This window comes from Mycobacterium sp. 852014-52450_SCH5900713 (genome assembly GCF_001667075.1).
Classification (GTDB): Bacteria; Actinomycetota; Actinomycetes; order Mycobacteriales; family Mycobacteriaceae; genus Mycobacterium.
In genome coordinates this window covers 202,346-226,619 of record NZ_LZIL01000011.1, presented here as the reverse complement: position 1 = coordinate 226,619, position 24,274 = coordinate 202,346, and the positions used below count along the sequence as shown (strand labels likewise).

Sequence of the window (24,274 nt, the reverse complement as noted above, 5' to 3'; positions counted from 1 at the left end):
AATAGTGGCGACGTCTGACGTAACTTGGCTGGTGCGGTTGCGGCTGAACGAAGGAGCATGGCGGCTATGGGCGGTACCCCGACGTTGTCGTTGACCGACTCTGACGTGGACGCCCTGGCTTCGGAATTCCTGCAATCGCATTATCTCGGCCCGATTTATGCCGACTGGTCCCCAGATCGACGCCTCGACACCTTCCTACGACGCCGCGGCCTGTCGCGTGTCGCCGACGACGGCGACCTGTCCCATACCGTCCTGGAACGCATCATGGCCCACGTCGGCCGCTCCTCGCAGCGGGCGCGCGGCTGATTGTGCCAGCGGCCAGTAGCCGACGCTCAGTTGGCAACGCCCAGTGCCGCTTCGAGCTCGGCCAAGCACTCCTCGGTCGACGGGATGAACGTCTCGATATCGGGCACCACGTCGCGCCCCGCGGCATAGCCGAACCCGATCCGGTCGGCGTACGCGCACGTCGTGATGTTGAGCGCGTGACCGTCGTAGACCGTCGACACCGGATACATCTCCTCGATTCGAGCGCCGTTCCAATACATTTCGGCTACCGGGCCGCGAACGTGGGAAATCGGCAGATTGTATCCGGTCCGGATTTTCGGCGTGAACGGCAGCAGCGGGCCGATCGCCGTCGCTGCGATGCTGCCGGCGTTCGTCAGCAGTGACGCCGCCGCTCCCCGTTTGGCTACCCAGTGCTTGCCCTCGGACATGGATCGGTGGATCGCGTCCAGCCGGGCCAGCGGGTCATCCAGGTTGGTGCCCAGCGGACACATCCACAGTCCGAACCTGTTGCCGTGCTGATCGTTTGGCGTCTCGTGCTCGGGGTCGCGCACCGTGATGGGGCACGCGGCCACCAGTGACCGGTTGGGCAGTTCCGCGCGATCACTCAGCCACCGCCGCACCACGCCGGCCGCCATCGCGGTGAGCACGTCGGGGCCGGTCACGCCGGCCGCCTGCCGCACGGCTTGGATGCGATCTTTCGCCCAGCTGCCCGCGGCGACCGCGCGCTCGGGGCCCACGCGGCCGTTGAACCGGATGTAGGGCGCCCCCAGGGGCAGCGCCGTGGTGTGCCCGATCAGGGCATCCAGCACGGTCGCAACCTCGCCGGTGGCCACCCGCCCGACCAGCCCCGCACTCGACGCCGCCGCATCGGTCAGCGACCGCAGCGGCGCGACCAGACGAGACACCAACCCGGCCGAAGCCCGCGGCGAGGGCTCGGGCCGGCAGTCGGCGTAAAACGGCGGCATCGACCGGCGGTCGGGATCACTGCTGAGCGCATCGGTGATCATCTGAAAACCGGCCACCCCGTCGGTCACGCTGTGATGCACCTTGATGTAGAACGCGAAGCGGCCCCCGTCGAGGCCGTCGATCAGATACGACATCCACATCGGCCGGCTCCAGTCCAGCCGCATCGCGTCCAGCTCCCCGATCAGCCGCCAGAACCCATCCCCGGACACCGTGCGGCGCTGGCAATGTCGGCTCACATCAACGGAATCCATGTGCCGCCAGACCCACATGCCACCGGTCTCCACACCGCGGTGCGGATACCTGCTGAGCCTCGGATCGATCGGATGATTCCCGCCCAGCGTCTTCCGGTGCAGTTCGTCGACGTAGCCGGGCCCGGCGTCGTCAGGCGGCGACAGGATCAGCACGGCACCGACGTGCATCGGGTTGGACACCCACTCCGCGGTCATCATCGCCGCGTCCAGCGGATCCAGCGGGTTCATTCTCCACCTCCCCGACTAGGCGGGGCGGTCGCGCCGGGGCACCGCCCCATCCAGAAGGCCCGACTGCTGCAACGCCGCCTCGAGGAACCGCTGTACCGGCCGCGCCCGGAAGAAGCCGGTATGACCGCCGCGGTACCAAACGATCTCCGGTTTCCCCCAGTGTTCCCAGAGGCGGACCACCTGCTCGCGTGGGTGCACCACCTGATCGGCGACGCCGGCGTAGATGAAGCGGCCCGGCATAGGCACGAGCGGGGCGAGCGACAGCGGCGACGTCATCCGTCCGATGGGCTCGGCGGCTTCGATCGTCCGACGGCGCGGATCGTCGGGGCCAAGCCCGGAGTGCCGACTCAGCAGCCCGACCAGGTCCGCGACCGGCACGCCGAGAATCGCACAGGTGAGCCCGGTTTCGAGGCTGGCGACCAACGCCGTGATGTAGCCGCCCAGCGACAGACCGTTCAACCCGATCTGCGATTCCGGCTCTTCTCGGCGTATCCAGGACAGCAACCGGCGGATGTCCCACACCGCCTGCGCAGTCGCGTGCACGTCGTCGAGGATGTCCTCGCCCGGAAACACCGCACCCTTCGGCAGGCCCCGGGCGCGGGGACCGTGCATCGGGAGGACCGGCATGACGACGTTCAACCCGAGGTCTTCGTGTAACCGCCAGGCGCGGAACAAAGCGAGATCCAATGCGGCCCGACCCATTTCGGTTCCGTGGATGCACACCAGCCAGGGGCGTGGTTGCGGATGGCGGAGCAACAGGGCGTACTCGCGATCGTTCGCGGTGTAGCCCATCCACCGCTGTGCGCCGGGTTCACCCGGCCGGGGCCGGTATCCGCTGTCGAAGAAGATGCGGTGGAAGGAGCGCCTGCCTCCTTTGACCTTCCGCACCGTGACGTCCGAAAGTGGCGGCGGCGCACCGAAAAATCGCCTTGGATGGGTGAGCCATCCCCGGTCGCCATAGAACTTCAGCCCCGCGGTCACCTCGCTCGTGATGCGCTCGAAATCCTCCGGGCGGCTGATCGGGCGCCGCGCCTTCAGGCCCATCAGGACGACTTCGTCGCGGAACGCCTGGGCCGCCAGCGCGAGGGTGGGTCGCGCGATCGGAAGCTCGTCAGGGGCTTGGCCGAGATATTCGCGCCAAGACTCGGCGAAATATCGACCGGTGCTCGTGAACGGTTTGACGGCACTGCTTAGGCCGACGCCCCCGGGCGGGGTCAACGGCAAAGTGCCCGGACGCCGGGAAGCGCCGTTGTTGGTCGGTACCGCCATGGTGGCAAATTAGCAGGTGCCGAAATCTGCGTGTTAGGGACTTACGGCCCGGTCGGGGCCGCGAAAGTCCTTGGCCGGCAAGCCGAGGGTAGCCGCCCGGTCCGGGCCATATGACCGGCGCGAAAGGTCTTTTGTCACTCGCGCCGAGGTCTGGCCAGTCGTAACCTCGGAGCCGTCACAAGCATCTCCGAAAACCCCTTGTCGATTAGGAGTGGGACCATGACCGAGGCACCGCACAAGACCGAGCCACGTTGGGCCGAGCTCTCCGACGACGTGCTGGAATCCGTCGAATCCGGCCGCAAGCACGCCATCGAGGCCGTCCGCAAGTTCGTCGACCAGATCAGTCCGGTCCTCCCCGAGCCGTCGCGGCGCAAGACCGTCGTCGACGCCGCACTGGACCTGGCTGACGACCTGGTCACCGCCCGCATCGAATTCTTCCGCAACGTGGTGCGCAGCGCCGGCCAGGCCGTGGGCAAGCACGACGACGAATAGACCGCTGCCGCAGGCTATTCGACGTCCAACTCTCCCGATAGCACCAGGACCGCGTTCCGCACGGCGCGCTGCATTCGACCGCGGCGGCCCAGCTGTCGCCCGAGGTCATGGTCGGCGCCCGCGGCCGAATCCGGCCTTCCGACAAGGGCGCAAGGCCATCAGGTGGCGGGGCGTTTGTCATTTTCGGCCGCTAGTCGAATGCCTGGATCACCTGGCGCGCCACCTGCCGAATCTGCTCGTACACACCGCGATCGAGGGGCAGGTCGCGAAAGCGCGGTATCTCCCCCGTCGCGGTGACCACGCCCGGTTCCTCGCGCTCCCAGCGCGCGTTCACCTTCTCGCCCAACGCGCGCGCGGACGGATTCTCCGACAGCACGCGGCCATGGAAGCGTTTGATGCCGTCGACGCGCGCCGCGACCGCCAGCGCGCCGAGCAGCAGCGTACCGATCCCGCGCCCCTGGTAGCCGTCCGCCACGGTCAACGCAACCTCTGCCGAGACGGGGTCGTCTTGATCCCGGACGAAGCGGGCGTCGGCGACGACCGGCCCCGCCGGGCCGTCAGTTACGACCCAGACGAAGTGGTCGACATAGTCGACCTCGAACAGGTACGTCAGTCGCGCATCGGTTGGGGTGCCACCCTGGTACCGCCGGTACAGCGTCTCCTTGGAGAAGGAACCACTGCTCTTGAACCGCTCGGCATCGCCGGGCAGGACGGGCCGCAGCAAGAGCGCGGCGCCGTCCCTGCACGACACCGGGATGGGGGCGATGTACGCGGCCAACCGCTGCCGCGCGGTGCGCAGCATCCGGTCGGCGATCGCCGGCATGGCCAGCATGCAGTCGAAGGCCGCGCTGTATCCGGTATAGCCGCGCACATCCTCCCGCGCGGTCACCGTCGCCGTTCTGGTCGCGTGCCGCAGCAACGCGATCTCGCCGACGATCATTGCGGATGACAGCTCGGTGGTCGTGACCCGGCCCTTCGGACCGACGTGCCTCACCACGACTCGACCGGACGCGATGATCGCGAAGGACTCCGCTCGTTCCCCCTGCCGCATCAGGACTTCCCCGGCGGCGGCGTGCAGGGGCTCGAGCAGGGCGGCCAGCGCCGTAAGGTCCTCCGCCGCAATGTCGGCGAACACCGGAAGCGCCGCCAGCTCCTCGGCGCCGACAGCACTCACGCCGGCCCACCCGTCAGCCCGAGACTGCGGCCCGAATCACGCCCCGATTGCGAATCCATTGCTAAATCGGTCATCTCGCCAATTTCGTAATCCGGTGCCCCCGAAACGAGTAACGTGGCGATGCACCCTCCCCGATGTACGGTACGCGACCTGCACCGCCATCGCCGGAGAAGTAAGTAGGTGACGGTAGTGACAAAAGACCCTGTCGGACTGGGACTTCGGCAGGCCGGAAGGAAGACCAAAGCCTTTCGGTAGTCGTGCTGTTGGCCTCTACGGCCGGACCTTTAGGGCTGGTCGGATGGATCGCTAGGGCTAGCGGGGAGGGAACATGAATACAGCGAAGTGGCGGCCGCATTGGTCGCAGCGCAGGTCGACAGCCACGATCTATCAGTTGACCGATCGCCTCCACGAGGGACATGTTGCCCGAGTGCCCGCCCATCAGATACCCGCGACCGTGTCCGCTTGGTTGGCGGAGCTCGGCGCCCACAGCCCCTTGGTCGACGACCTGGAACGCGCGGTCGAAGGCGGCGATTGGTCCGCGGCGCACGCCCTCGGCGAGTGCCTCTCCATCGAGATTGCCCTGGCCGACTGACGGCCGGCACGGGGGCCCGCGTCCCGGGGACGTTTGCCGATCCCCACATGACTTTCGTCACTACCGAGTAGCCACCGCGCTCCGCAGGATCGAACGGTATACCGGTTCGCCTATGTCATCGGTAAACGTTTCGGGAGCAATGGATCGCGTTATGAAAGCACCACTGGCCTCAATGGAGAGGCCCGATTTCCACAAGATAGAAAACCGCGCGCCCTCGGTGGCACAGATGTTCGTCAACCGTGTCGCCGCCACCCCGCACGCGGAGGCCTTCCGCTATCCGCAAGACCACACCTGGGCGAGCGTGACCTGGCAGCAAGTCGGTGAACGCGTCAGCAATCTCGCCGCGGGTCTGATCGCGCTGGGCATCGAGCATGAGGACCGGGTGGCGCTCGCCTCGGCGACGCGCTACGAGTGGGTGCTCGTCGATTTCGCGATCATGTGCGCGGGCGCCGCCACCACCACCGTGTATCCGACGACGAACGCCGCCGATGTCGCGTATATCGTCGCCAATTCCGGGAGCCGGGTGGTGGTCGCCGAGAACCAGGCCCAGCTCGACAAGCTGATCGAACACCGGGACGAACTGCCCGACGTCAGCAAGGTCGTCGTCATCGACGGCAACGGCGACGGCGACTGGGTGATCACCCTCGCCGACCTGGATCTGTTGGGCAAGCAACTGCTCGCGGACTCACCCGAGGCCGTCAACGAGCGGGTCGCAGCCGTCGGCCCCGATCACCTGGCGAGCCTCATCTACACCTCCGGCACCACGGGGCGGCCCAAGGGCGTGCGGCTGACGCACGGCGCGTGGACGTACACCGCCGCGGCCATCGATTCGCTGGACATCCTCGGCCCCACCGACCTGAATTTCCTTTGGCTGCCACTGGCGCACGCGTTCGGCAAGGTGATGCTGGCACTGCCCCTGCAGATCGGCTTTGCCACCGCCATCGACGGCCGCGTCGAGCGGATCGTCGACAACCTGGCCGCCCTGCGGCCCACCCTGATGGGCGCGGCACCGCGCATCTTCGAAAAGGCGCACGCCCGCGTCCAGGACATGGTCGCCGAACAGGGCGGCCTCACGAAAATGATGTTCGACTGGGCGATCAAGGTCGGTATCAAGGTGTCGGAAGCCCGGCAGACCGGTAGAAAGCCCTCGCTTACGACATCGCTGGCCTACAAGGTGGCCGACCGCCTGGTGTTCACCAACATCCGCGAGCGGTTCGGCGGACGTCTGCGGTTCTTCGTCTCCGCCGCCGCCGCGCTGGACCGCGACGTCGCCCAGTGGTTCGACGCCGTGGGCATCATCGTGCTCGAGGGCTACGGGCTGACGGAGACCGCGGCGGCATCATTCATCAACCGCCCCAACGCTTATCGGCTCGGGACCGTGGGCTGGCCATTCCCCGCCACCGATGTGAAGATCGCCGGCGACGGCGAGGTATTGCTCAAAGGGCCGGGCCTGATGACCGCCTACCACGACCTGCCGGACGCCACCTCCGAGGCGCTGGACGAGGACGGGTGGTTCCACACCGGCGACATCGGAGAGGTCGACCCCGACGGATTTTTGCGGATCACCGACCGCAAGAAGGACATGTTCAAGACCTCCCAGGGCAAGTACGTGGCGCCGTCGGCGATCGATGCCCGGTTCAAAGGCACATGCCCGTACGTGAGCGAGCTGCTGGTCTACGGCGAGGGCAAGCCATACTGTGTCGCCCTGGTCAGCCTCGACGGCGAGGCGATCTCCGACTGGGCCAATAAGAATGGCCTGGCGGGCAAGTCCTTCGCCGAGATAGCGCGTGACGACAAGACACAGCAGCTGATCGCCGGATACATCGACGCCCTGAACGCCGAACTGAATCGCTGGGAACAGATCAAGAAGTTCACGATCGCCGACCGCGAACTGACCGTTGAGTCGGGCGATCTGACGCCGAGCATGAAACTGCGCCGGAAGGCGGTCATCGACAAATTCTCCGACCGCCTCGAGGCCCTCTACGAGCATTGACAACCGGGCCTTGGCCCGGGACCTAAGACCCGGTGCTGGGGGCTAACGACTCTCGTGGAGCCACGTCCACCGTCCATACGGTGGGCGGATATCGGCAACGGCAACAGTGAAGAGGGATGGCATGCAATCAGATCGCCTCAGGTGGCTGGTAAAAGTGAAAGGCCCATTCGCCTCGGTATATTTCGACGACTCGCACGACAGCCTGGACGCCGCCGAGCAGCTCGAAGCGAAATGGAACGGCATCCGTCAGCATTTGCACGAGATGGGCGCCGACGGGGCAATCGTCGGCATGCTCGAGGATGCGGTGCTGCATCATCGACCGGCTGTCGGACGGCGCGGCCGCGCGGTGATCGCGACCGCCGAACATGTACTGATCAACGAGCACCTGATCAATCCGCCGCCGGCCACGGTGATTCGGGTGTCGGAGTATCCCTACCTCGTGCCGTTGATCGATTCGGAAATTCGGCGCCCCACCTACGTGTTCGCCGCGATCGACCGTGCCGGGGCGGACATCAGCCTGTATCGAGGCGGTGCCGTCAGCTCCGAAAGCGTTGAGGGCGGCGGCTATCCGGTGCACAAGCCGACGACTGCCGGTTGGAACGGCTACGGCGATTTTCAGCACACGACCGAGGAAGCCATTCGAATGAATTGCCGTGCGGTCGCCGACGAACTCACGCGCCTGGTGGACGACGCGGATCCCGAAGTGGTGTTCTTGTGCGGGGAAGTGCGTTCGCTCGCGGATCTGGTTGCCGAACTGCCCGAGCGGGTCGGCGAACGGGTGTCGGAGTTGCATGCCGGAACCCGCAAGAGCCATTGCGACGACGAAGAGATGAGCGAGCTGAAGGGCGAGGAGTTCGCCCGGCGTCGTGGAATCGAGATGTCCGCCCTGGCCCAACGATTCGAAGCGGAGATCGGCCGCGGATCCGGGCGGGCGACCGAAGGCCTTGCCGAGGTCTGCCGGGCCCTTCGCGACGGTAACGTCGACACGCTGATCGTCGGCGAGCTCGGCGATGCCACCGTGGTCACCGGCACGGCACTGACCACCATCGCGGCCGACGCCGACGCGCTGTCCGAACTCGGCGAACCCGTGGCACGGGTGGCACGGGCCGATGAGGCGTTGCCTTTCAACGCCATCGCGGTGGGCGCCTCGTTGGTCCGGGCCGGTCAGTTGATGGCACCCGCCGAAGGAGTGGGCGCCCTGCTGCGCTACGCCGCGGGCGACCGGATTCGTCGTCGCGGCGCGTAGGCGCGAACCGCCCGCGCTGCAATAGGTTTGGAGCGGCGGTCCCGGACGGGGGGATTGCCGGGACCGCCGCGGCTTCGGTTGGTCTATTGGTGTTCGCTCGCCGGCGTGATGAGTCCGTAGTGGCCGTCGTAGCGGTGATACAACACGCTGCCACGATCCCGGGCGGTGTCGACGAAGAACAGGAACGGCAGGCCGAGCAAGCCGATCCGCTCGATGGCCTGCTGGACGTCCAGCCGCGGTGCCGGCTGCGGACTGACGGTCAGCGGCAACTGGAACGGCGCCAGCTGCTCGGCAGAGCCCGGATTGACCTGTGCCAGGCGGTATTCGGTCGGACCTTCGCGGTATAGCACGCTGTCCTGCTGCGTGCCCTCCTCGGTGAAGAGGTGGAAGTCGTAGTCGAGCTGCTCCATCTCCAGCGCGGCCTCTTCGACTGTGCAGGTGGGCAGGCTGTAGGACTTGTGCCGCATGATCCGGCGTTCGCTTTCCGGTCGCGGGAAGTACTTGGGCCGGTGGTTGTGTTCGGTTTCATGCCGCCATTCATGCGGCCGGGGCATGCCGCCTCGCTTGGCTTCCCAGTGCTCGGCCGCACGCTCGAGTTGGCGACGCAGTCGCGCCTCGAGTCGATCGATGGCTTCGCGCGCGGTGACGCCTTCGACCTGTGCGCGCACCGGCCGGCCGTTGACGTCCAGGCTTGCCTGCGCGATCACCCGGCGGGTCACCGCGGGGTCGCCGTGCTCGGCCAACCTGACGTGGGCGCGCAGCACCGGTTCGTGGGCGAGGTGGCCGAGCTCGCCGATCTTGGTGCGCGCGTATTCCTCGGCGTCGGGCAGCTGGCCGTGCGTCGTTATCTGGACGTCGAAGGCGCCCGGTAAATCGGGTCGGTGTCTCATGGTGGCTTTCTTGCTTCGTCGCTGATCGCTCAGTGATGCAGACCCGTGACGGGTTCGTGGGTGCTGGTTTGGATGTCGACGGATGTCGCCGCGAACAGCTGATTCGCCAGATCGGACAGCGCGCGGGCGATCGCGAGCTCGTCGCCGATCGCGGCCACGGGCTGATCGGCCGGGTCGAGTCGCGCCAGGCCGACGCCGACGAGGGTCTTGCCCGCCCAGGACAACCGCGCCTTCGCCCGGGTCCGTTCGTCGCGCTCCTCGACCAGCAGGTCGATGCGGCATGTCTGGGTGCCGTCGTCGTTCTTTGTCACCACCAGATGCGACCATTCCGCGCCAGGGCCCGAGTAGGGGCGGAAGTCCCGAATCGTGAGGTCGTTCGTCGACCCGCCGCGACGCGGGGTCGGTGGGTTGAAACGGCCAGCAAATACGTTGACGCATACGAAGAAAATGTCGAACTTAATCGACATTATTGCTGGGCTTAATCGACAGTTTCGTTCGCGTATATCGTCGTGCCCAACAGTAACGGGCGTGTCCGACCTCCCGACACAGACCAAGTACCTGCATGCCTCGCGGGGCCGCCGGTCGGCTCCGCACTCGGGCGACGACCGCGAACAGGCGATACTTGCCACGGCCGAACGCCTGCTGCAGGAACGGCCGCTCGCCGACTTCTCCGTCGATGACCTAGCAAAAGGCGCCGGGATTTCGCGCCCCACCTTCTACTTCTATTTCCCATCGAAGAACGCGGTGCTGCTGTCGCTGCTCGACCAGATGAACGCCAAGGCGCATGCGGCCCTGATGTCGCTCGGCGGCATATCGACCGATGACCCCGCGGAGCTCTGGCGGGCCCGCATCGAGGCGTTCTTCGAGGTGTCGGGCGCTCACCCGGCGGTCGCGGTGGCGGGCGCCTCGGCGAAGGCGACCAACCCCGAGGTGCGGCAATTGTGGTCCACGCTCATGCAGAGGTGGATCTTGCTGACCACGGCGGCCATCAAGGCGGAGCGCGGCCGGGGCGCCGCCCCCGACACCGTCCCGGCGGAGCAGCTGTCGGTGGCCCTCAACATGTTGAGCGAGCGGGTGATGGCCGCGACATTCACCGCCGAGGACGAGGCGATGCCCGAGGACCGGGCGATCGAGACGCTGCTGCACATCTGGCTGGCCAGCATCTATCAGCGCTGACCCAGCGCCCGGAGGGCTCGGTCCAGGCTCTCGTCGATCAGCCGGTCCACCGCTCCCAAGTAGCTTGGCGACGCCGGCCTCCCCACCAAGTCGGCGATCGCCTTCTGCTCCGCCAGAACGTCTGCCGCAGCCAGGTTTTCGGACATCCGATCGGCGTGCACCACCAGCCCCGCCAGCAGCTCGGCGCATTGGGATCCGGCGACCACGGTGCGGCGGGCCAAGGTGCGCAGTGCATCCCACTCGGCGTGCCAGGCGCCGTCGGGCCGTTCGTCGTTGGCCAGCGCCGCGGCGGTGTGCAGGGTCGCCGCCAGCTGCGGCGCGGAAAGCGCGGCCCGGCGAATGAGGATGGACAGCACCGGGTTTCGTTTGTGCGGCATCGACGACGAACCGCCGCGGTTCGCGCCGCCGGGCTCGCTCAGTTCGCCGATCTCCGGGCGGGCCAGGGTGACGATGTCCGAGGCGATGCGGCCCCAGGAGTCGGTGCAGCCGACGAACGCGTCGGCGGCCGCGGTGACCGGCGTTCGCGTCGTGTGCCAGGGCGGTCGGACGGTCAGACCCAAAGCCGTCGCCGCGCTTTGCACCAGGCCGATCGAGACCTCGGCGGGGTCGTCGGCGCCGGTGAGCAGCGCCGCCAGCTCCGTGCTGGCCGCCAGTGTCCCGGCGGCCCCGCCGATCTGGATCGGAGCGACCACCGCGGACAGCCCCTCGACGGCGTCGACGGCGCCGTTCAGCCAGCCGGCCGCCTTCGCGCCGAACGTGGTCGGTGCCGCGTGCTGGGTCAGGGTGCGGGCCACCATGGGCGTCGCCCGGTGCCGGGTGGTGAGCTCGGTCAGCGTCGAGATCTGCTCCGCGAGCTGCGCTTTCAGCGCGCCGACCACGTCACGCACTCCGAGCATCAGGCCGGTGTCCAGGACGTCCTGGCTGGTGAGTCCCCGGTGGATCCACGGCGCGACGGCCGGCGCCGCACGCTGCCGCAGCAGGGCGACGAGACCGATGACCGGGTTGCCGCCGTCTTCGGCGTCGGCTGCCAGGGATTCACAATCGTTGAAGGTCAACAGCATTGGCAGGTCCATCCCGGCGCACTCGGCCGGGGCCAGGCTTCCGGCGACGAGGGCGTCCAGCCAGGCGGCCTCCACCGCGACCATCGATTCCAGCAGGGCCCGATCCGTCATGTGGTCTCGGGCCCGGTGGTCGCCGGGCCACAGCAGGTTGGTCATCGCCCACCGCCCCGGTACGTCAGGAACACGGTCTCGCGCGGACCCTGCAGGTGGATGTCGAAACGGTATTGCCTGCAACCGCTTTCGGCGTCACAGAGCAAGCTGGCGCGCCGCTCGGCATCGAGGCTCGTCAGCAGCGGGTCGGCGCTCACGTCGCCGCCGGGCAGGTAGGCCCGGGTGAACAACCGGTCCAGCAGGCCCCGCGCGAAGACGGTCAGGGCGAAGAACGGCGGCCGCCCGACGCTCGCCGAACCGGGCGCCACGGTGGTGAAGCCGTAATGACCGGCGGCGTCGGTCGCCGACCGGCCCCAGCCCGTGAACGTCGGGACATTGCGGCGCAGCGAGCCGGCCTGCCGCGGGATTCGTCCGGTGCCATCGGGTTGCCACAGCTCGACCAGGGCGTCCGGGACGCCGTCGCCTGCGCCGTCGTAGACCGTGCCGTGTAGCCGGACGGCGTGCGGATGACCATCGTCGACCAGGGCGCTGTCCCCGGGATACGGCAGCCCGAGGTCCAGGAATGGCCCGACCGTTTGCCCTGGGGTACAAGCGAATTCAGCCATCGACGTCCTCGACCGGCGTTCGGGCGCCACCGGACAGCACGATGTCCCACCGATACCCGGTCGCATACTCCGGCTCGGTGAGGTCGTGGTCGTAGCGGGCGATCAGCCGTCGACGCGCGGCGGGGTCGAGGACCGACTGGAAGATCGGATCCAGGTCGAACAGCGGGTCGCCGGGGAAGTACATCTGGGTGACCAGGCGCTGCGGAAAGGCGGTGCCGAAGAGGGAGAAGTGGATGTGCGCCGGGCGCCACGCGTTGCGGTGATTACGCCAGGGATACGGGCCGGGCTTGATGGTCAGGAAGCGGTACGACCCGTCCGGCCCGGTCAGACACCGGCCGGCGCCGGTGAAGTTCGGGTCGAGCGGAGCCGGGTGCTGGTCACGCTGGTGGCGGTACCGGCCGCCGGCATTGGCCTGCCAGATCTCGATCAACTGACCCGCCACCGGTTTGCCCGAGCCGTCGAGCACCCGCCCGGCGACGACGACGCGTTCTCCGAGGGGTTGGCCCGGGTGGCCGGCCGTCAGGTCAGCCTCGACCGGGTCGACGTCCTGGTGGCCGAAGCACGGCGCCCAGCGTTCGACCTCCTCGGGATCGACCGGCACCAGGGGTTGTTTGGGGTGGCGCAGGATGGTGCTGCGGTAGGGCGGGTAGTCGAGCCGGGGCTGCGCTTCGCTCCCCCGGTATTCGGCTGCGATGCTGGCGATCTCGGCCGTGATGTCCCGCTGGGACGCGAGACACTCGGGGTTCATGTGCCGTGACGCTACTCTCGATGACCCCGCACGCCGCGCAAATCGGCGACGCGGCCGGACTTAGAGCGAGCGCACCAGCGCGGCCCGCCCCTTGGTGCGCATCTTGTAGAGGGCGGACCCGCGGTATTGCTCCATTTTCGCGGCCATCTTGTTGCCCAGTTCCTCGAGCTCCGCGTCGGTGATCTTGACCTCGGGGGGAGCCGGGATCATGTCGCGCTCCTCTTCGTCGGCGTGCGCCTCCAGCACCGTCTTGAAGGAGTTCCACTCGTCCTCGTAACCCGGGGCGCTCTGCGGGGTCCTGAGCAGCACCGAGAGTTGGTCGACCACCTGGCGGTGCTCGGCATGAGCGACGGCGATCAGCTTGGTGGCGTCTTTGAGGGCCGGGTAGTACAGGTCGTCCTCGATGCGGAAGTGGATGTCGAGCTCGATCAGCATGTCGTCGAAAAGGGCATGCCGCTCTTCGCTATTCACCGGCGCCTCGCTGACCTTGCGGCCGAGGCCCTTGATCACTATGTGGTGTTCCTTCAGCACGTCGTAGGCGTTCATTGCGCTTTCCCTTCTCCGATTCCCACCGCTGCACCGAGCCCGGGCTCGGGTTCGCCCCGAACTTCGACCATTCCGTTGACCAACCTCGCCTGGTAACACGGCAGCGGGGCAGCCGCCGGGCCGCGCAGAACGTAACCCGTCTCGGCCGCGAACCACGAACCGTGCCAAGGGCATACGAGCCGGCCACGGTCGATCCAGCCATCGGCCATCGGGGCGGCCAGGTGTGGACACAACTCCCCGAACGCCGCGACCTCCCCGGGGCTGGTCTGGCACACCACCAGCCCCACCCCGTCGACCTCGACACGCACCGGCTTTCCGTTCAGCGAAGCCGCCGGCAGCACTGGCGTCCATTCCGCGGTGCGCAGCCGCGCGCCCGACTGGTCGATTCCGATGCCGGACTCGAACACCAGCGCCCCACCGAGGTAGCTGCCCGCGACGGTGATGCCGTAACCCAGTGCGGTGAGCGCGATGCCGCGTCCGTGCCGGCCTCGGCGCCGATCCCACCAGGACTGCGCGTACAGCCCGGTGGCCACCAGGTTCACCAGGCCGTGCACGGCACCGACCCGGCGATCGGATTCGTGGGTGTGCTGCCAATCGGTGACGCCGGTGACGGCCGACCCGATGCTGGCCAGAATGCCCACCCCCAGGGCGCGCGACGCGAACTTCGACGCGTCGCGGACTTCGGTGGCGGGCTGGCCCGGCAGCAGGCTCAGGGCGTCCAACGCGACGGTGGTTCCCAGCGCGCCGCTCGTCAACGACGCCAGCGGCGGGTGAACCGGGTGACCGAGCCACACCCCATGCAGCGCGTTGGTCACCGTGTTGCGGGCGCTGCCCAGGCCGTTGAAGGCGAAGCTCAACAAGTGTTCGAACCGGTAGCTCGGCCGATCCAGCCACTCTTGACGCCCGATGGCGGACACCACTCGCGATCCGACTTTCTGCAATCGACCATCCAGTGACCGAGCAGCCATTGCACCCGCCTTCCTCACATACGTCGCCATAATTCGGCCGCGCACGCAAAATCGAACCGTTTACCCCTTGATTACCGCACGCTCACATGCGCAGCGGAGCTGACGTGACCACCGTAGCCCGGGCTTCTGGCCGCTTAGTTGTCAGAAACCTGTGAGTTACCAGAAAGCATTCTTGTAAAACCCTGACCGCGGAGCGGGCCCGGCAAGCGTCGCGATTGACCGGCGGCGGGTAGATGCGGGATTCTACTTAGCGGAATACTTCTCTGCACAGCAGACAATTAGGGTGTGAGGGGGTCACCATGACGGCCCATCGCGATGCCCGCGATGGCGTGTTCGCCAGCGTCCGCGACGGGATGATCCCCGCTTACATCTACAACGACAGTGAACTCTTCGCGCTGGAGAAGGAGCGGCTGTTCGGACGGGCGTGGATGTTCGTGGCGCACGAGTCCGAGATCCCGCAGGACGGCGACTACGTGGTGCGCCGGGTGCTCGACGACTCCTTCATCATCACTCGCGACTCGACGGGCGATGTGCGCGCCTTGTTCAATATGTGCCTGCATCGGGGCATGCAGGTCTGCCGCGCGGAGATGGGAAACGCCTCCAACTTCCGCTGCCCCTACCACGGCTGGACCTACCGCAACGACGGCCAGCTCACCGGCCTGCCGTTTCATCGGGAGGCCTACGGCGGCGAGGACGGGTTCGCCAGGAATGCCCAAACCCTGCTGCCCGCACCGAAATTCGCGAGCTACAACGGTCTGCTGTTCATCAGCATGGACCCGAACGCCGAGCCGCTCGAGGACTTCCTCGGCGACTTCGAGTTCTATCTGGACTTCTACACCAAACAGAGTGCCGGCGGCCTCGAAGTGCGGGGGCCGCAGCGCTGGCGCATCAAGGCCAACTGGAAGATCGGCGCCGAGAACTTCGCCGGCGACATGTACCACACGCCGCACACGCACGCGTCGATCGTGGACATCGGCCTGTTCCGCGAGCCGAAAGCGCAGAAACGCAAGGACGGCGCCACCTACTGGGCGCACCGCGGCGGCGGCACCACCTACAAACTTCCGCCGGGTGGCTTCGACGAACGGATGCGCTACGTCGGCTATCCCGACGAGATGATCGGCCGGATCAAAGGCGTGTGGACGTCGCGGCAGCAGCGGATGGTCGGCGAGGACGGTTTCATGATCTCGGCGGCCACCTGCTTTCCGAATCTGAGCTTCGTGCATAACTGGCCGAAGGTGCATGACCGCGAAGACCAAGTGCTGCCCTTCATCTCGATTCGGCTGTGGCAGCCCGTCAGCGAGAACGAGACCGAGGTGTGCTCGTGGTTCGCGGTGGACTCCGCCGCTCCCCCGCAGTACAAACAGGACTCGTACAAGGCGTATCTGATGTGCTTCGGTTCGACCGGCATGTTCGAGCAGGACGACGTGGAGAACTGGGTGTCGCTGACCACCACCGCGGGCGGTTCGATGGCCCGGCGGCTACTGCTGAACAGCCGGATGGGGCTGCTGTCCGACGGCAGCCCGGTGGTCGAGCCGCTGAGCGCCGATGCTTTCCACGGGCCGGGCCGCGCGCAGGTCGGCTACAACGAATACAACCAGCGCGCGCTGCTGAACATGTGGGCCGATTACCTGCAGGGCGTCGGCACATGAGAAAGGCGTTGCCGTCCTTGCCGTTTCATGACGTCCGGCACCTGCAGGCGCACCAGTTCCTGGTGGACGAGGCCTATCTGCTGGATGCCCAGCAGTACGAGGCGTGGCTGGACACGATGACCGACGATGTCCGCTACGTGATGCCAGTGCGGGTCACCACCGCTCGCGGCGCCGGGTTCGACGCCTCCCCGGGGATGGCGCACTTCGACGAGGACAAATATTCGCTGAGTCAGCGGGTCGCGCGGATGGGCACCGAACACGCCTGGGCCGAGGATCCGCCGTCGCGGCTGCGCCACTTCGTCACCAACGTGCGCGCGTTCGAGCACGACGACCCGGCGCACCTGTGGGTGGAGTCGGCCGAACTGCTGTTCCGCAGCCGGGGCGACGTGAGCGAAAGCGCCTTGCTGTCATGCGGGCGCGAGGACTTGTTGCGCTGGTGCGATGATCGCTGGAAGCTGGCCCGCCGCAATATCATCGCCGACGAGTCGGTGCTACGGATGCAAAACCTGGCGGTGTTCCTGTGAATGACGAACTGCAGCGACTCCTGGACGGCGCGGTCGGCGAACCCCTCGTCGTCGCAAACGAGTTCACCGAGGTGGTGGTGCGCCGGGTCGACACCCGAAACGGGTCGAGGCTGCTGATCGGCGCACCGCGATCCGGGCAGTGGATCACCTTGGACGCGCTCGAGGTCGAGGCCCTGACATGGCAGAACGGTCGCACCCTGGCGGCAATGGTCGGCAATTCCCACGCGCCGCTGCTGCCCGATGAAGCCGAGGAGGGTGATGACCGGCTGGCTTGAGGGCAAGCGCGCGCTGGTCGTCGGCGCCGGTTCCGGGATCGGCCGGGCCGTGGTGGACGCGTTCCGCAGCGAGGGCGCGAAAGTTGCTGCGCTGGAACGCGATCACGAAAAATGCGAGAAATTGCGCCGGCAGTTGCCCGATGTTCCGGTCGTCGACGGCGACGCGACCACCCGGGAAGCCAATGACCAAGCGGTCGCCGCCGCGGTGGACGCCTACGGCGGATTGGACACGCTGGTCAACTGCGTCGGAGTCTTCGACTTCTACCGCGGCATCGGCGACATCGACGCCGATGACTTGCCCGGCGCGTTCGACGAGATGTTTCGCACCAACGTGCTCAGCCATCTGCAGTCCGTCAAGGCGGCGCTCCCCCGGCTGCGGGACGGAACGGGATCCTCGATCATCCTGACCGAATCCGCGTCGTCGTTCTATCCGGGACGTGGCGGCGCGCTGTACGTGTCGTCGAAATTCGCGGTCCGCGGCCTGGTGTCCGCCCTGGCCCACGAGCTGGCGCCGCAGATCCGGGTCAACGGGGTGGCGCCCGGCGGCACGCTGGGCACCGACCTCCGTGGGCTTGCCAGCCTGGGGCTCGGGGACGTCCGACTGGACGACACCGCCGACCGGGCACAACAGCTGGCCGCGCGCACGCCGCTGAACGTCGCGCTCTCCGGGCAGGACCACGCGTGGAGCTTCGCGTTCCTGGCCTCCGACCGGGCCCGCGGGATCACCGGCGAAACCGTCCGTCCCGACGGGGGATTCGGGCTGGGTGCGCCAAGATGACCCCCCTTGACGAGCAGCGCGCGTTGGTGGCGCAGGGTTGCCGAGTGGCCGCGGCCCGCGGCCTCGTCGACGGCATCCTCGGCCACCTGAGCATGCGGGTCGACGACGAGCGCCTGCTCGTCCGCTGCCGCAGCGACACCGATACCGGGGTGGCTTTCACCCGGCCCAGCGACATCCGGCTCGTCACCTTCGACGGCGGCGCAGGCGCCGACGGCGAACTCGACGGCTATCGCGTGCCCAACGAATTGCCCATCCACGTCGAGACCATGTTGGCCGATCCCCGGCATCGTTCCGTGGCGCATCTGCACCCGCCCGCCGTGGTCGCCGCCGACCTGGCCGGCATCGCGATCCGGCCGATCTACGGTGCGTACGACATTCCCGGCGCGTGGCTCGCACGCGGCGGCGTGCCCGTCTACGAACGCGCCGTGCTGATCCGCACCCCGGCGCTGGGCAAGGAGATGGTGGCCGCCATGCGCGGGCGGCCGGTGGTGATCTGCCGCGGACACGGGATCACCAGCGCGGCCGCCACCGTGCCGGAGGCGGTGCTGCAGGCCATCAGCCTCGACGCGCTGGCCCGAATGTCGTTGCGGGTGCGAGGCGCGGGTGGGACCCTGCGGGACATCGACGACGCCGACTGGGAAGACCTGCCCGACCTGGGGCCCTCGTTCACCGCCGAGGCAGCCTGGCGGCACGAAGTTGCACGGTTGCCGGCCGACTGACGTTGCGTCACACGCCAGTCTTCCCCACCGCCATCAGGCCCCACATTTATGCTGACCACGATGGCGAAAAACAGCCTTGATCCCACCACGCCGTTATGGCGTGCGGCGCAAGTGTTCCGGCTGCTGAGCTGCATTTACGCCGCAGGGTTCCAGATCGCCATCAACCCGGATCTGCGTCGGCCCGCGCTGGGCTGGGTGCTGTTCGCGGTGCTGATCGGCTGGAGCGCGGCGTGCGCGGTGGCTTACTTACGCGGGTTCGGTCGCAAACCAGCGTGGGTACTCGCCGAAGTCGTGATCGTCGTGCTGCTCATGTCGTCGAACACCATCGTCACCACCCCCCACTGGGCGGCCGACAATCAGACCTGGCCGACAACGCTGTGGGCCAGCAACCCCACGATCTCGGCGGCTATCCAGTTCGGCCCCGCCGGCGGCATGCTCGCGGGCCTGGTGGTGATGGCCACCAATTTCGCGGTCAAGAACTATCTCGCCCTCAACCTTGGGCATAACGCCACCGTCATCATCGAGCTGGCGATCGGCATGGCGATCGGCATGGCCGCCCAAACCGCGCGGCGCGCCCACGATGAGCTCCAACAGGCGGCCCGATTGACGGCCGCGGTGCAGGAACGGGAACGCTTGTCCCGCCAAGTCCATGACGGGGCCATCCAGGTGCTGGCGCTGGTGGCCAAGAAGGGCCACGAAATCGGCGGCGCCACAGCAGAACTCGCCGACCTCGCCAGCGAGCAGGAACGCGCGCTACGACGATGGCTCGCCAGCACGGACATCGACCACGACACCGACGGCGCCACCATCGATCTGCGCACCCTGCTGCGCTGCCGGGAATCCGACCGGGTGTCGCTGAGCCTGCCCGCAATACCGGTGCCCGTGGTTCGCCGGGTGGGCACCGAGCTCGACGCGGCGGTGGGCAACGCGCTGGACAACGTGGAAGCACATGCCGGGCCCGGTGCACACGCGTTCGTGCTCGTCGAAGACCTCGGCGATTCCGTTGTGGTGAGCATCCGCGACGACGGGGTGGGAATCGCCGCCGGACGGCTCGAGGAAGCGGCCGGGCAGGGGCGCTTGGGCATCTCGCAATCGATCGTCGGGCGGTTGACTTCGCTGGGCGGCAGCGCCCACCTGCGCAGTGAACCGGGAGAAGGCGCCGAATGGGAGTTGTGCGTCCCACGCGGAAAGGCGTCCCATGGCCGATGAGACCCCCACGACGGTGATGGTCGTCGACGACCATCCCATCTGGCGTGACGCGGTCGCCCGCGACCTGGCCGACGAGGGGTTCACCGTGGTCGCCACCGCCGATGGCGTTGCCGCGGCGGGGCGGCGGGCGGCCGTGGTCAAGCCCGACGTCGTCGTGATGGATATGCAGCTGCCCGACGGCGATGGCGCACAAGCGACCGCGGGGGTGCTCGCGGTCTCTCCCTCGTCTCGGGTGCTGGTGCTCTCGGCCTCGGATGAGCGAGACGACGTGTTGGAAGCCGTCAAGGCCGGCGCGACCGGGTATCTGGTCAAGAGCGCATCCAAATCAGAACTGGCGCAAGCCGTGGCAGCGACCGCCGAAGGCCGCGCCGTGTTCACCCCGAGTCTGGCCGGGCTGGTGTTGGGTGAATACCGACGGATGGCGCAGAGCAAGGACGACGGTCCCGCTCGGCCCACGCTCACCGAACGCGAAACCGAGGTTTTGCGCTATGTGGCAAAGGGCTTGTCCGCCAAGCAGATCGCCCAGAAGCTGTCGCTTAGCCACCGCACGGTGGAAAACCACGTGCAGGCGACCTTTCGCAAACTTCAGGTCGCCAACCGGGTGGAGTTGGCGCGCTACGCCATCGAGCACGGCCTCGACGAGGACCCGTGACCCGCAGAGCAGCCAGCTGACCGCCCTGCGGGTCAACGAAATCTCTACCCGCGAACCGTGTTGGGGCGCTTGGCCGAAGCGGCGGCCACCACGCGGGCACCCACCAACGCAGTCACCATTACGGCCATGCACACCAGGCCGTCGTCTTTGAGCCCCCACCTGATGGCGGCAAGGATGGCCACGCCCGCCACGCACAACAGGGCGCCGATCGCCGTTCCCCGCCCGCGCCCTGTCACCGTCGGGGCGCCGTCCCAGCCCGACAGTGGGTTGTTCTCCAGCGGCCGCAGCGCGACGAAAAGCACCGCCACGGCGACCGCCACGACGAGCAGTTGCGCGAGGCTGACGGCGAGGAAGTCCCGCGAGCCCGGGTAACGAGGGCAGCCGAGGCAGTCGAAGACCAGGTGCACGCCGAGCAGCACGGGCATGTGCCACAGGTAAAGCGTCATGGCGCCGGAGTTACCAATGGCGGTCCACCACCACACCCTCGGTCGCTGGGCCCAGCGTGCGATCGTCGGCGCGGCAGCAATAGCCAAGGCGCTCAGGATGATTGCGTGCCCGGCCAACAGCAGCGAGGGCGGGCTGGTGTTGGACAGCTGGTGATCACCGGTGCCCACCATGCTGATCTGATACGGACCCCAGTGCACGAGCGCGACGTCGACGGCGAACCCGATGGCCGCGATGACGAATGCGGCGCGCCCGGTGAGCAGTCGGCGGCGGTACGCGATGCCGAACATGGCGGGGATGAGCCAGACGGCCAGGTTGAGGTAGCCCAGCGGCATCATGGCCGGCCAGTGCAGCCGGATGGCGTCGATCGCCGCGATGGTCGCGTAGACGCCGGCCACAGCGGCGGCGAGGCGCCCGGCGCTGTTGATGCTGTACAGCACCGGCATGGCGGCCAGCACCAGCACGTAGGCGCCCAAGAACCACAGCAGCTGCGTACTGACACCGGCGACCGGCTCGTAGATGTGTTGCGGGAGAATTTGATACAGCACCGTCAGCGCGACCGCCCAAAACGCCAGGTAGTAGAACACCGGCCGGAACAGTCTGGTGCAGCGTTTCATCAACCAGTCACCCCAGTTTGTGCCGGCAGACCACGAGGATAGGCAGGCCGCGGCGCCGGCGAAGAAGAACAGCGGCATGATCTGTAGGAGCCAGGTCGCTGCCTGAAACACCACCGAGGTGGTCAGCAGGTTATCCCAGATCAAGACGTGGTTTTCGATGATGCTGATGGCCATCACGGTGTGGCCGAGCACCACACCGATCAGCGACGTGATGCGGATGACGTCCAGTACGCGATCGCGGTCGGCCGGGGTGGCCGCCGCCACCTCGGCGACGTCGGGGAATCTTGCGAGAGCTGCCATGGGGATGTACCGGCCCTTTCGGGGAATCTATTGGTGAACAAGGGATTAATCGGCGCGCTGTCGTGAAGAGCATCGCCGATCGCGCAGGGCCCGCGCCCGCGCAGTTCTACGCGTCAGGCCTGAGTAGTACTACTTAGTTCGAGGCGGCATTGAGCGGGTCGTAGTCGGCCAGCAGTTTCTCGATGCGTGCTTCGTCCAGGCGCACGCGCACCGTCGCGGCTTCCTGTTGGTCGCGGATCACCTTGGCCAGGGTGAACGCGCTCGACACCAAGAACAAGAAGGTGATGCCGAGAAACGATCGCTGCCACCCATCGAGCGGAAGGAAGTAGATCCCGCCCAGCGCTGCCACGAGGCTGATCGCGAACGCGACGGCGGCCTGAACGAAGAATGCGGCTGTGGTTTTGGAGATGCTATTGGGAACGGTCATGCCAAAGAGCCTGCGGCAGCGCGCTGCTCGCCGGAATCCGTAAGAATACTCAAATCATTCGGGCACCAGCAGCTGTCACGTGGTCGATGGCGGCTCACGCCGGATTTGATAGCACCGGCGCTATCAAGATCGGGAGTCACTCATGTCCCGGGGAGGCGCGGCTCTCCGGACCATATGGCTCACGCGGAATTTGATAGCGCGGGCGCTATCAAAAACGGGAGTGCACACATCCTTGCGGAGAGCGCTGGTAGCGCGGACGGTATCAAACCCCGCGCCATCCCCCGCACGGCCATGACAATGCCGCGGTCGCCGGGCAGCGTTCGGGGCGCCGTCTCAGCCGAGTTGGTCGCCAATCTCCTTGGCCGCCTTGCCAAGAGCCGCGGCCACCGCGCCGTAGCGGGAGGCGTCCAGCCGATTCTGCGGGGCGGCGGCGTTGAGCGCGAGGCGCAGGCCCGGCGCCCGCGTCGGTATGGGCACCGCGACCGAAGCCACGCCTTCCTCGCTTTCCTCGCGGTTGATGGCGTAGCCGCGCTCGCGGATAGCGGCGAGCTCGGCCTCCAACTCGGTCCGGCTGCCGATCGACGCGGCCGTGATGCGTTCCAACCGCTCGTGCGGCAGCAGCTGACGCAGCTCCGGTTCGGGCAGCTGCGCCAGCATCACCTTGCCCGTGGACGTGCAATGCGCCGGCATGGTGCGGCCCAGTCGCGAGGCCACCCGGACCGCGGCCGGGCCTTCGACGGCGGCGATGAAGCGGACGCTGGCGCCGTCCAACATCCCGACGTGGATGGTTTCGCGCAGCTGCTCACCGAGGCTTCGCATGATCGGGGCGGCCGATCGCTGGATGTCGATGCGGCCGAAGATCGCGAACGCCACACCGGTCAACGCCGGTCCGGGCAGGTACGCCTTCGACACCGGGTCCTGCCGGACGAACCCGCGGTAGGCCAGCATCGCCAGCAACCGATGCGCGGTGGACGACGCCACGCCCAGGTAGCGGGTGGCCTCGCTCAACCGGATCTGTGGTTGTTCCCCCAACAACAGCAGCAGCTTGAGCGCGTTGTCGACCGACTCGATCGGATACTGCGGCGCAAGCGAATCGGCGTCCGGCGCGGCCGTGGCCCGCTCGCTCTTTCTCGCCATGACAGCGAAGGTACTCGCGCCGGTTGCGACTCACAGCAAGCTGAGCACGGCCGCGCGCGGCAAGTGGCGGCCATGCCTACCACACCGCAATCGCGATCGCTATTATTCTCGGCTTCGTGTTCGGGGCTATTCCGTCTGGATATCGCCGTTACGTCGCCATCGGGGACAGTCAGACCGAGGGCTTGTGGGACGGCGACGACGTCGTCGGTCTCCTCGGATTCGCCGACCGGCTCGCCGTCACGATCGATTCGTTGTATCCGGGACTGCACTACGCCAACCTGGCGATCCGCGGCAAACGGGTCGCCGACGTCTTGTCCGAGCAGGTCCCGCTGGCCCTGGCGATGCGGCCCGACCTGATCACCGTCTGCGCGGGGATGAACGACGTCATCCAGCCGGGGCGGTCGTTCGGTCCGGCCCTGGCCGACCTCGAAAACGTCTACGCCGCGCTGGCCAGATCCGGCGCGACGGTGGTGACGACGACCTTCCCGAACGTCGCGCAGTTCCTGCCGCTCGGTCGGCTGGTGTCCGGGCGTCTCGCCCGCATCAATGCGGCGATCACGGCCGCCGCCGATCGCTACGGTTTCCGGCTCGTCGACCTGTACAACGCGCCGTCGATGCGCGAGCTGGACACCTGGGCCATCGACCGGGTGCACGCCTCCACCAAGGGGCACATGTTGTTCGCCGCCGCGGCCGCCGAGGCATTGAATCTGCCCGGCAGCAACCATGATTGGGCCCACGGGAGCCCCGATGCGAGGCGCCGGTCGCTGACCACGGGCACCTACGAGCAATTGCGCTGGACGCAGGACAGTTTCTTCCCGTGGATCTGGCGGCGCCTGCGCGGCCTGTCGTCGGCCGACGGCCGCGAGCCCAAACGGCCCCAGCTGGAGAGCCTCAGCGCGCCGAGCCGACCGGCCGACGCGACCCGGAGGGTTTAGGGCGCGT

At 67.5% G+C, this 24,274-nt stretch carries 27 protein-coding genes; 14 read left to right on the top strand and 13 right to left on the bottom strand.

Translation table 11 applies throughout. The features are described 5' to 3' along the window. Positions 1-90: 90 nt before the first annotated feature. Positions 91-306 carry a hypothetical protein gene (locus A5773_RS04960; RefSeq protein WP_197505398.1) on the top strand — a complete coding sequence of 72 codons (216 nt, stop codon included), beginning with the start codon at positions 91-93 and terminating at the stop codon, positions 304-306. A gap of 26 nt (positions 307-332) precedes the next feature. On the opposite strand, the gene A5773_RS04955 is transcribed toward A5773_RS04960, so the two are convergent. Continuing rightward, on the bottom strand, positions 333-1,730 hold the full coding sequence (locus tag A5773_RS04955; protein WP_067262202.1) for a wax ester/triacylglycerol synthase family O-acyltransferase: 1,398 nt from the start codon (positions 1,728-1,730) through the stop codon (positions 333-335). Between the two features lie 15 nt (positions 1,731-1,745). Further along, complete coding sequence (locus tag A5773_RS04950) at positions 1,746-2,999, bottom strand: S9 family peptidase (protein ID WP_067262205.1); 1,254 nt, start codon at positions 2,997-2,999, stop codon at positions 1,746-1,748. Between the two features lie 219 nt (positions 3,000-3,218). Here A5773_RS04950 and A5773_RS04945 point away from each other — a divergent pair, with 219 nt between their 5' ends. Next, a complete protein-coding gene (locus A5773_RS04945) occupies positions 3,219-3,491 on the top strand; it encodes a hypothetical protein (protein ID WP_067789761.1) in 273 nt (90 codons plus the stop codon). A 190-nt stretch (positions 3,492-3,681) separates the two neighbouring features. On the opposite strand, the gene A5773_RS04940 is transcribed toward A5773_RS04945, so the two are convergent. Then, the gene (locus tag A5773_RS04940; RefSeq protein WP_067789759.1) at positions 3,682-4,665 is read right to left on the bottom strand and encodes a GNAT family N-acetyltransferase; all 984 of its coding nucleotides are present in this window, start codon (positions 4,663-4,665) and stop codon (positions 3,682-3,684) included. A 328-nt stretch (positions 4,666-4,993) separates the two neighbouring features. Here A5773_RS04940 and A5773_RS04935 point away from each other — a divergent pair, with 328 nt between their 5' ends. The 3 genes from A5773_RS04935 to A5773_RS04925 all read left to right on the top strand — a co-directional run bounded on the left by A5773_RS04935 (position 4,994) and on the right by A5773_RS04925 (position 8,496). Beyond that, on the top strand, positions 4,994-5,257 hold the full coding sequence (locus tag A5773_RS04935; protein WP_066950096.1) for a hypothetical protein: 264 nt from the start codon (positions 4,994-4,996) through the stop codon (positions 5,255-5,257). A gap of 151 nt (positions 5,258-5,408) precedes the next feature. Beyond that, the gene (locus A5773_RS04930) at positions 5,409-7,250 is read left to right on the top strand and encodes a long-chain fatty acid--CoA ligase (RefSeq protein WP_067789757.1); all 1,842 of its coding nucleotides are present in this window, start codon (positions 5,409-5,411) and stop codon (positions 7,248-7,250) included. A gap of 121 nt (positions 7,251-7,371) precedes the next feature. Further along, positions 7,372-8,496: a Vms1/Ankzf1 family peptidyl-tRNA hydrolase gene (locus tag A5773_RS04925; RefSeq protein ID WP_066950102.1), complete on the top strand. Its 1,125-nt coding sequence runs from the start codon at positions 7,372-7,374 to the stop codon at positions 8,494-8,496. Between the two features lie 83 nt (positions 8,497-8,579). On the opposite strand, the gene A5773_RS04920 is transcribed toward A5773_RS04925, so the two are convergent. Beyond that, on the bottom strand, positions 8,580-9,386 hold the full coding sequence (locus A5773_RS04920; RefSeq protein ID WP_067789754.1) for an HPF/RaiA family ribosome-associated protein: 807 nt from the start codon (positions 9,384-9,386) through the stop codon (positions 8,580-8,582). 29 nt (positions 9,387-9,415) lie between these two features. Further along, complete coding sequence (locus A5773_RS04915; protein WP_067789835.1) at positions 9,416-9,697, bottom strand: DUF1876 domain-containing protein; 282 nt, start codon at positions 9,695-9,697, stop codon at positions 9,416-9,418. Between the two features lie 217 nt (positions 9,698-9,914). Here A5773_RS04915 and A5773_RS04910 point away from each other — a divergent pair, with 217 nt between their 5' ends. Continuing rightward, positions 9,915-10,562, top strand: coding sequence for a TetR/AcrR family transcriptional regulator (locus tag A5773_RS04910; RefSeq protein WP_066950108.1), 648 nt, complete (start codon positions 9,915-9,917; stop codon positions 10,560-10,562). Here A5773_RS04910 and A5773_RS04905 read toward each other — a convergent pair. Genes A5773_RS04905 through A5773_RS04885 form a run of 5 tightly spaced genes read right to left on the bottom strand, consistent with a single transcriptional unit; the run spans position 10,553 to position 14,601 of the window. Further along, positions 10,553-11,779 carry a lyase family protein gene (locus A5773_RS04905; protein ID WP_067789751.1) on the bottom strand — a complete coding sequence of 409 codons (1,227 nt, stop codon included), beginning with the start codon at positions 11,777-11,779 and terminating at the stop codon, positions 10,553-10,555. The genes A5773_RS04910 and A5773_RS04905 overlap by 10 nt on opposite strands. After that, entirely contained in the window at positions 11,776-12,339 is a 564-nt protein-coding gene (gene pcaG, locus A5773_RS04900) for a protocatechuate 3,4-dioxygenase subunit alpha (protein ID WP_067789834.1), read from the bottom strand. Before pcaG ends, A5773_RS04905 begins: the two co-directional genes overlap by 4 nt. Further along, positions 12,332-13,087: a protocatechuate 3,4-dioxygenase subunit beta gene (gene pcaH / locus A5773_RS04895; protein ID WP_067262223.1), complete on the bottom strand. Its 756-nt coding sequence runs from the start codon at positions 13,085-13,087 to the stop codon at positions 12,332-12,334. The genes pcaG and pcaH overlap by 8 nt, the downstream gene beginning before the upstream one ends. A 60-nt stretch (positions 13,088-13,147) precedes the next feature. Next, the gene (locus A5773_RS04890) at positions 13,148-13,633 is read right to left on the bottom strand and encodes a hemerythrin domain-containing protein (protein ID WP_066950130.1); all 486 of its coding nucleotides are present in this window, start codon (positions 13,631-13,633) and stop codon (positions 13,148-13,150) included. Then, positions 13,630-14,601, bottom strand: coding sequence for a Rieske 2Fe-2S domain-containing protein (locus tag A5773_RS04885; protein WP_067789748.1), 972 nt, complete (start codon positions 14,599-14,601; stop codon positions 13,630-13,632). The genes A5773_RS04890 and A5773_RS04885 overlap by 4 nt, the downstream gene beginning before the upstream one ends. Before the next feature lie 299 nt (positions 14,602-14,900). On the opposite strand from A5773_RS04885, the gene A5773_RS04880 reads away from it, so the two are divergent. From A5773_RS04880 to A5773_RS04850, 7 genes are read left to right on the top strand one after another with little or no spacing between them, the layout of a single operon-like run. Further along, a complete protein-coding gene (locus tag A5773_RS04880; protein ID WP_067789745.1) occupies positions 14,901-16,250 on the top strand; it encodes a Rieske 2Fe-2S domain-containing protein in 1,350 nt (449 codons plus the stop codon). Next, entirely contained in the window at positions 16,247-16,774 is a 528-nt protein-coding gene (locus tag A5773_RS04875; protein WP_067789742.1) for a 3-phenylpropionate/cinnamic acid dioxygenase subunit beta, read from the top strand. Before A5773_RS04880 ends, A5773_RS04875 begins: the two co-directional genes overlap by 4 nt. After that, positions 16,771-17,049: a dihydrodiol dehydrogenase gene (locus A5773_RS04870; RefSeq protein WP_066950141.1), complete on the top strand. Its 279-nt coding sequence runs from the start codon at positions 16,771-16,773 to the stop codon at positions 17,047-17,049. Before A5773_RS04875 ends, A5773_RS04870 begins: the two co-directional genes overlap by 4 nt. Continuing rightward, positions 17,033-17,827 (top strand): 3-(cis-5,6-dihydroxycyclohexa-1,3-dien-1-yl)propanoate dehydrogenase, encoded by a 795-nt coding sequence (gene hcaB, locus A5773_RS04865; RefSeq protein WP_067789738.1) that lies wholly within the window; start codon positions 17,033-17,035, stop codon positions 17,825-17,827. The genes A5773_RS04870 and hcaB overlap by 17 nt, the downstream gene beginning before the upstream one ends. Continuing rightward, positions 17,824-18,546: a class II aldolase/adducin family protein gene (locus A5773_RS04860; RefSeq protein WP_067789735.1), complete on the top strand. Its 723-nt coding sequence runs from the start codon at positions 17,824-17,826 to the stop codon at positions 18,544-18,546. Before hcaB ends, A5773_RS04860 begins: the two co-directional genes overlap by 4 nt. 48 nt (positions 18,547-18,594) lie before the next feature. Continuing rightward, complete coding sequence (macS, locus tag A5773_RS04855) at positions 18,595-19,755, top strand: MacS family sensor histidine kinase (RefSeq protein ID WP_067789733.1); 1,161 nt, start codon at positions 18,595-18,597, stop codon at positions 19,753-19,755. Next, a complete protein-coding gene (locus A5773_RS04850; RefSeq protein WP_067789730.1) occupies positions 19,745-20,407 on the top strand; it encodes a response regulator transcription factor in 663 nt (220 codons plus the stop codon). The genes macS and A5773_RS04850 overlap by 11 nt, the downstream gene beginning before the upstream one ends. Before the next feature lie 44 nt (positions 20,408-20,451). On the opposite strand, the gene A5773_RS04845 is transcribed toward A5773_RS04850, so the two are convergent. The 3 genes from A5773_RS04845 to A5773_RS04835 all read right to left on the bottom strand — a co-directional run bounded on the left by A5773_RS04845 (position 20,452) and on the right by A5773_RS04835 (position 23,332). Next, positions 20,452-21,768, bottom strand: coding sequence for an acyltransferase (locus A5773_RS04845; protein ID WP_067789725.1), 1,317 nt, complete (start codon positions 21,766-21,768; stop codon positions 20,452-20,454). A gap of 133 nt (positions 21,769-21,901) precedes the next feature. After that, the gene (locus A5773_RS04840; RefSeq protein WP_067789722.1) at positions 21,902-22,195 is read right to left on the bottom strand and encodes a YiaA/YiaB family inner membrane protein; all 294 of its coding nucleotides are present in this window, start codon (positions 22,193-22,195) and stop codon (positions 21,902-21,904) included. 333 nt (positions 22,196-22,528) lie between these two features. Then, positions 22,529-23,332, bottom strand: coding sequence for an IclR family transcriptional regulator (locus A5773_RS04835; RefSeq protein WP_067789719.1), 804 nt, complete (start codon positions 23,330-23,332; stop codon positions 22,529-22,531). 116 nt (positions 23,333-23,448) lie between these two features. On the opposite strand from A5773_RS04835, the gene A5773_RS04830 reads away from it, so the two are divergent. After that, complete coding sequence (locus A5773_RS04830; RefSeq protein WP_082948092.1) at positions 23,449-24,267, top strand: SGNH/GDSL hydrolase family protein; 819 nt, start codon at positions 23,449-23,451, stop codon at positions 24,265-24,267. Positions 24,268-24,274 lie beyond the last annotated feature (7 nt).

What these genes read in the sequence shown, in the direction of transcription:
- A5773_RS04955 (WP_067262202.1), bottom strand. Translation starts at nt 1,730, where the DNA reads ATGAACCCGCTGGATCCGCTGGACGCGGCGATGATGACCGCGGAGTGG.
- A5773_RS04950 (WP_067262205.1), bottom strand. Translation starts at nt 2,999, where the DNA reads ATGGCGGTACCGACCAACAACGGCGCTTCCCGGCGTCCGGGCACTTTG.
- A5773_RS04945 (WP_067789761.1), top strand. Translation starts at nt 3,219, where the DNA reads ATGACCGAGGCACCGCACAAGACCGAGCCACGTTGGGCCGAGCTCTCC.
- A5773_RS04935 (WP_066950096.1), top strand. Translation starts at nt 4,994, where the DNA reads ATGAATACAGCGAAGTGGCGGCCGCATTGGTCGCAGCGCAGGTCGACA.
- A5773_RS04930 (WP_067789757.1), top strand. Translation starts at nt 5,409, where the DNA reads ATGAAAGCACCACTGGCCTCAATGGAGAGGCCCGATTTCCACAAGATA.
- A5773_RS04925 (WP_066950102.1), top strand. Translation starts at nt 7,372, where the DNA reads ATGCAATCAGATCGCCTCAGGTGGCTGGTAAAAGTGAAAGGCCCATTC.
- A5773_RS04920 (WP_067789754.1), bottom strand. Translation starts at nt 9,386, where the DNA reads ATGAGACACCGACCCGATTTACCGGGCGCCTTCGACGTCCAGATAACG.
- A5773_RS04905 (WP_067789751.1), bottom strand. Translation starts at nt 11,779, where the DNA reads ATGACCAACCTGCTGTGGCCCGGCGACCACCGGGCCCGAGACCACATG.
- pcaG (WP_067789834.1), bottom strand. Translation starts at nt 12,339, where the DNA reads ATGGCTGAATTCGCTTGTACCCCAGGGCAAACGGTCGGGCCATTCCTG.
- pcaH (WP_067262223.1), bottom strand. Translation starts at nt 13,087, where the DNA reads ATGAACCCCGAGTGTCTCGCGTCCCAGCGGGACATCACGGCCGAGATC.
- A5773_RS04890 (WP_066950130.1), bottom strand. Translation starts at nt 13,633, where the DNA reads ATGAACGCCTACGACGTGCTGAAGGAACACCACATAGTGATCAAGGGC.
- A5773_RS04885 (WP_067789748.1), bottom strand. Translation starts at nt 14,601, where the DNA reads ATGGCTGCTCGGTCACTGGATGGTCGATTGCAGAAAGTCGGATCGCGA.
- A5773_RS04880 (WP_067789745.1), top strand. Translation starts at nt 14,901, where the DNA reads ATGACGGCCCATCGCGATGCCCGCGATGGCGTGTTCGCCAGCGTCCGC.
- A5773_RS04875 (WP_067789742.1), top strand. Translation starts at nt 16,247, where the DNA reads ATGAGAAAGGCGTTGCCGTCCTTGCCGTTTCATGACGTCCGGCACCTG.
- hcaB (WP_067789738.1), top strand. Translation starts at nt 17,033, where the DNA reads ATGACCGGCTGGCTTGAGGGCAAGCGCGCGCTGGTCGTCGGCGCCGGT.
- A5773_RS04860 (WP_067789735.1), top strand. Translation starts at nt 17,824, where the DNA reads ATGACCCCCCTTGACGAGCAGCGCGCGTTGGTGGCGCAGGGTTGCCGA.
- macS (WP_067789733.1), top strand. Translation starts at nt 18,595, where the DNA reads ATGCTGACCACGATGGCGAAAAACAGCCTTGATCCCACCACGCCGTTA.
- A5773_RS04850 (WP_067789730.1), top strand. Translation starts at nt 19,745, where the DNA reads ATGGCCGATGAGACCCCCACGACGGTGATGGTCGTCGACGACCATCCC.
- A5773_RS04845 (WP_067789725.1), bottom strand. Translation starts at nt 21,768, where the DNA reads ATGGCAGCTCTCGCAAGATTCCCCGACGTCGCCGAGGTGGCGGCGGCC.
- A5773_RS04840 (WP_067789722.1), bottom strand. Translation starts at nt 22,195, where the DNA reads ATGACCGTTCCCAATAGCATCTCCAAAACCACAGCCGCATTCTTCGTT.
- A5773_RS04835 (WP_067789719.1), bottom strand. Translation starts at nt 23,332, where the DNA reads ATGGCGAGAAAGAGCGAGCGGGCCACGGCCGCGCCGGACGCCGATTCG.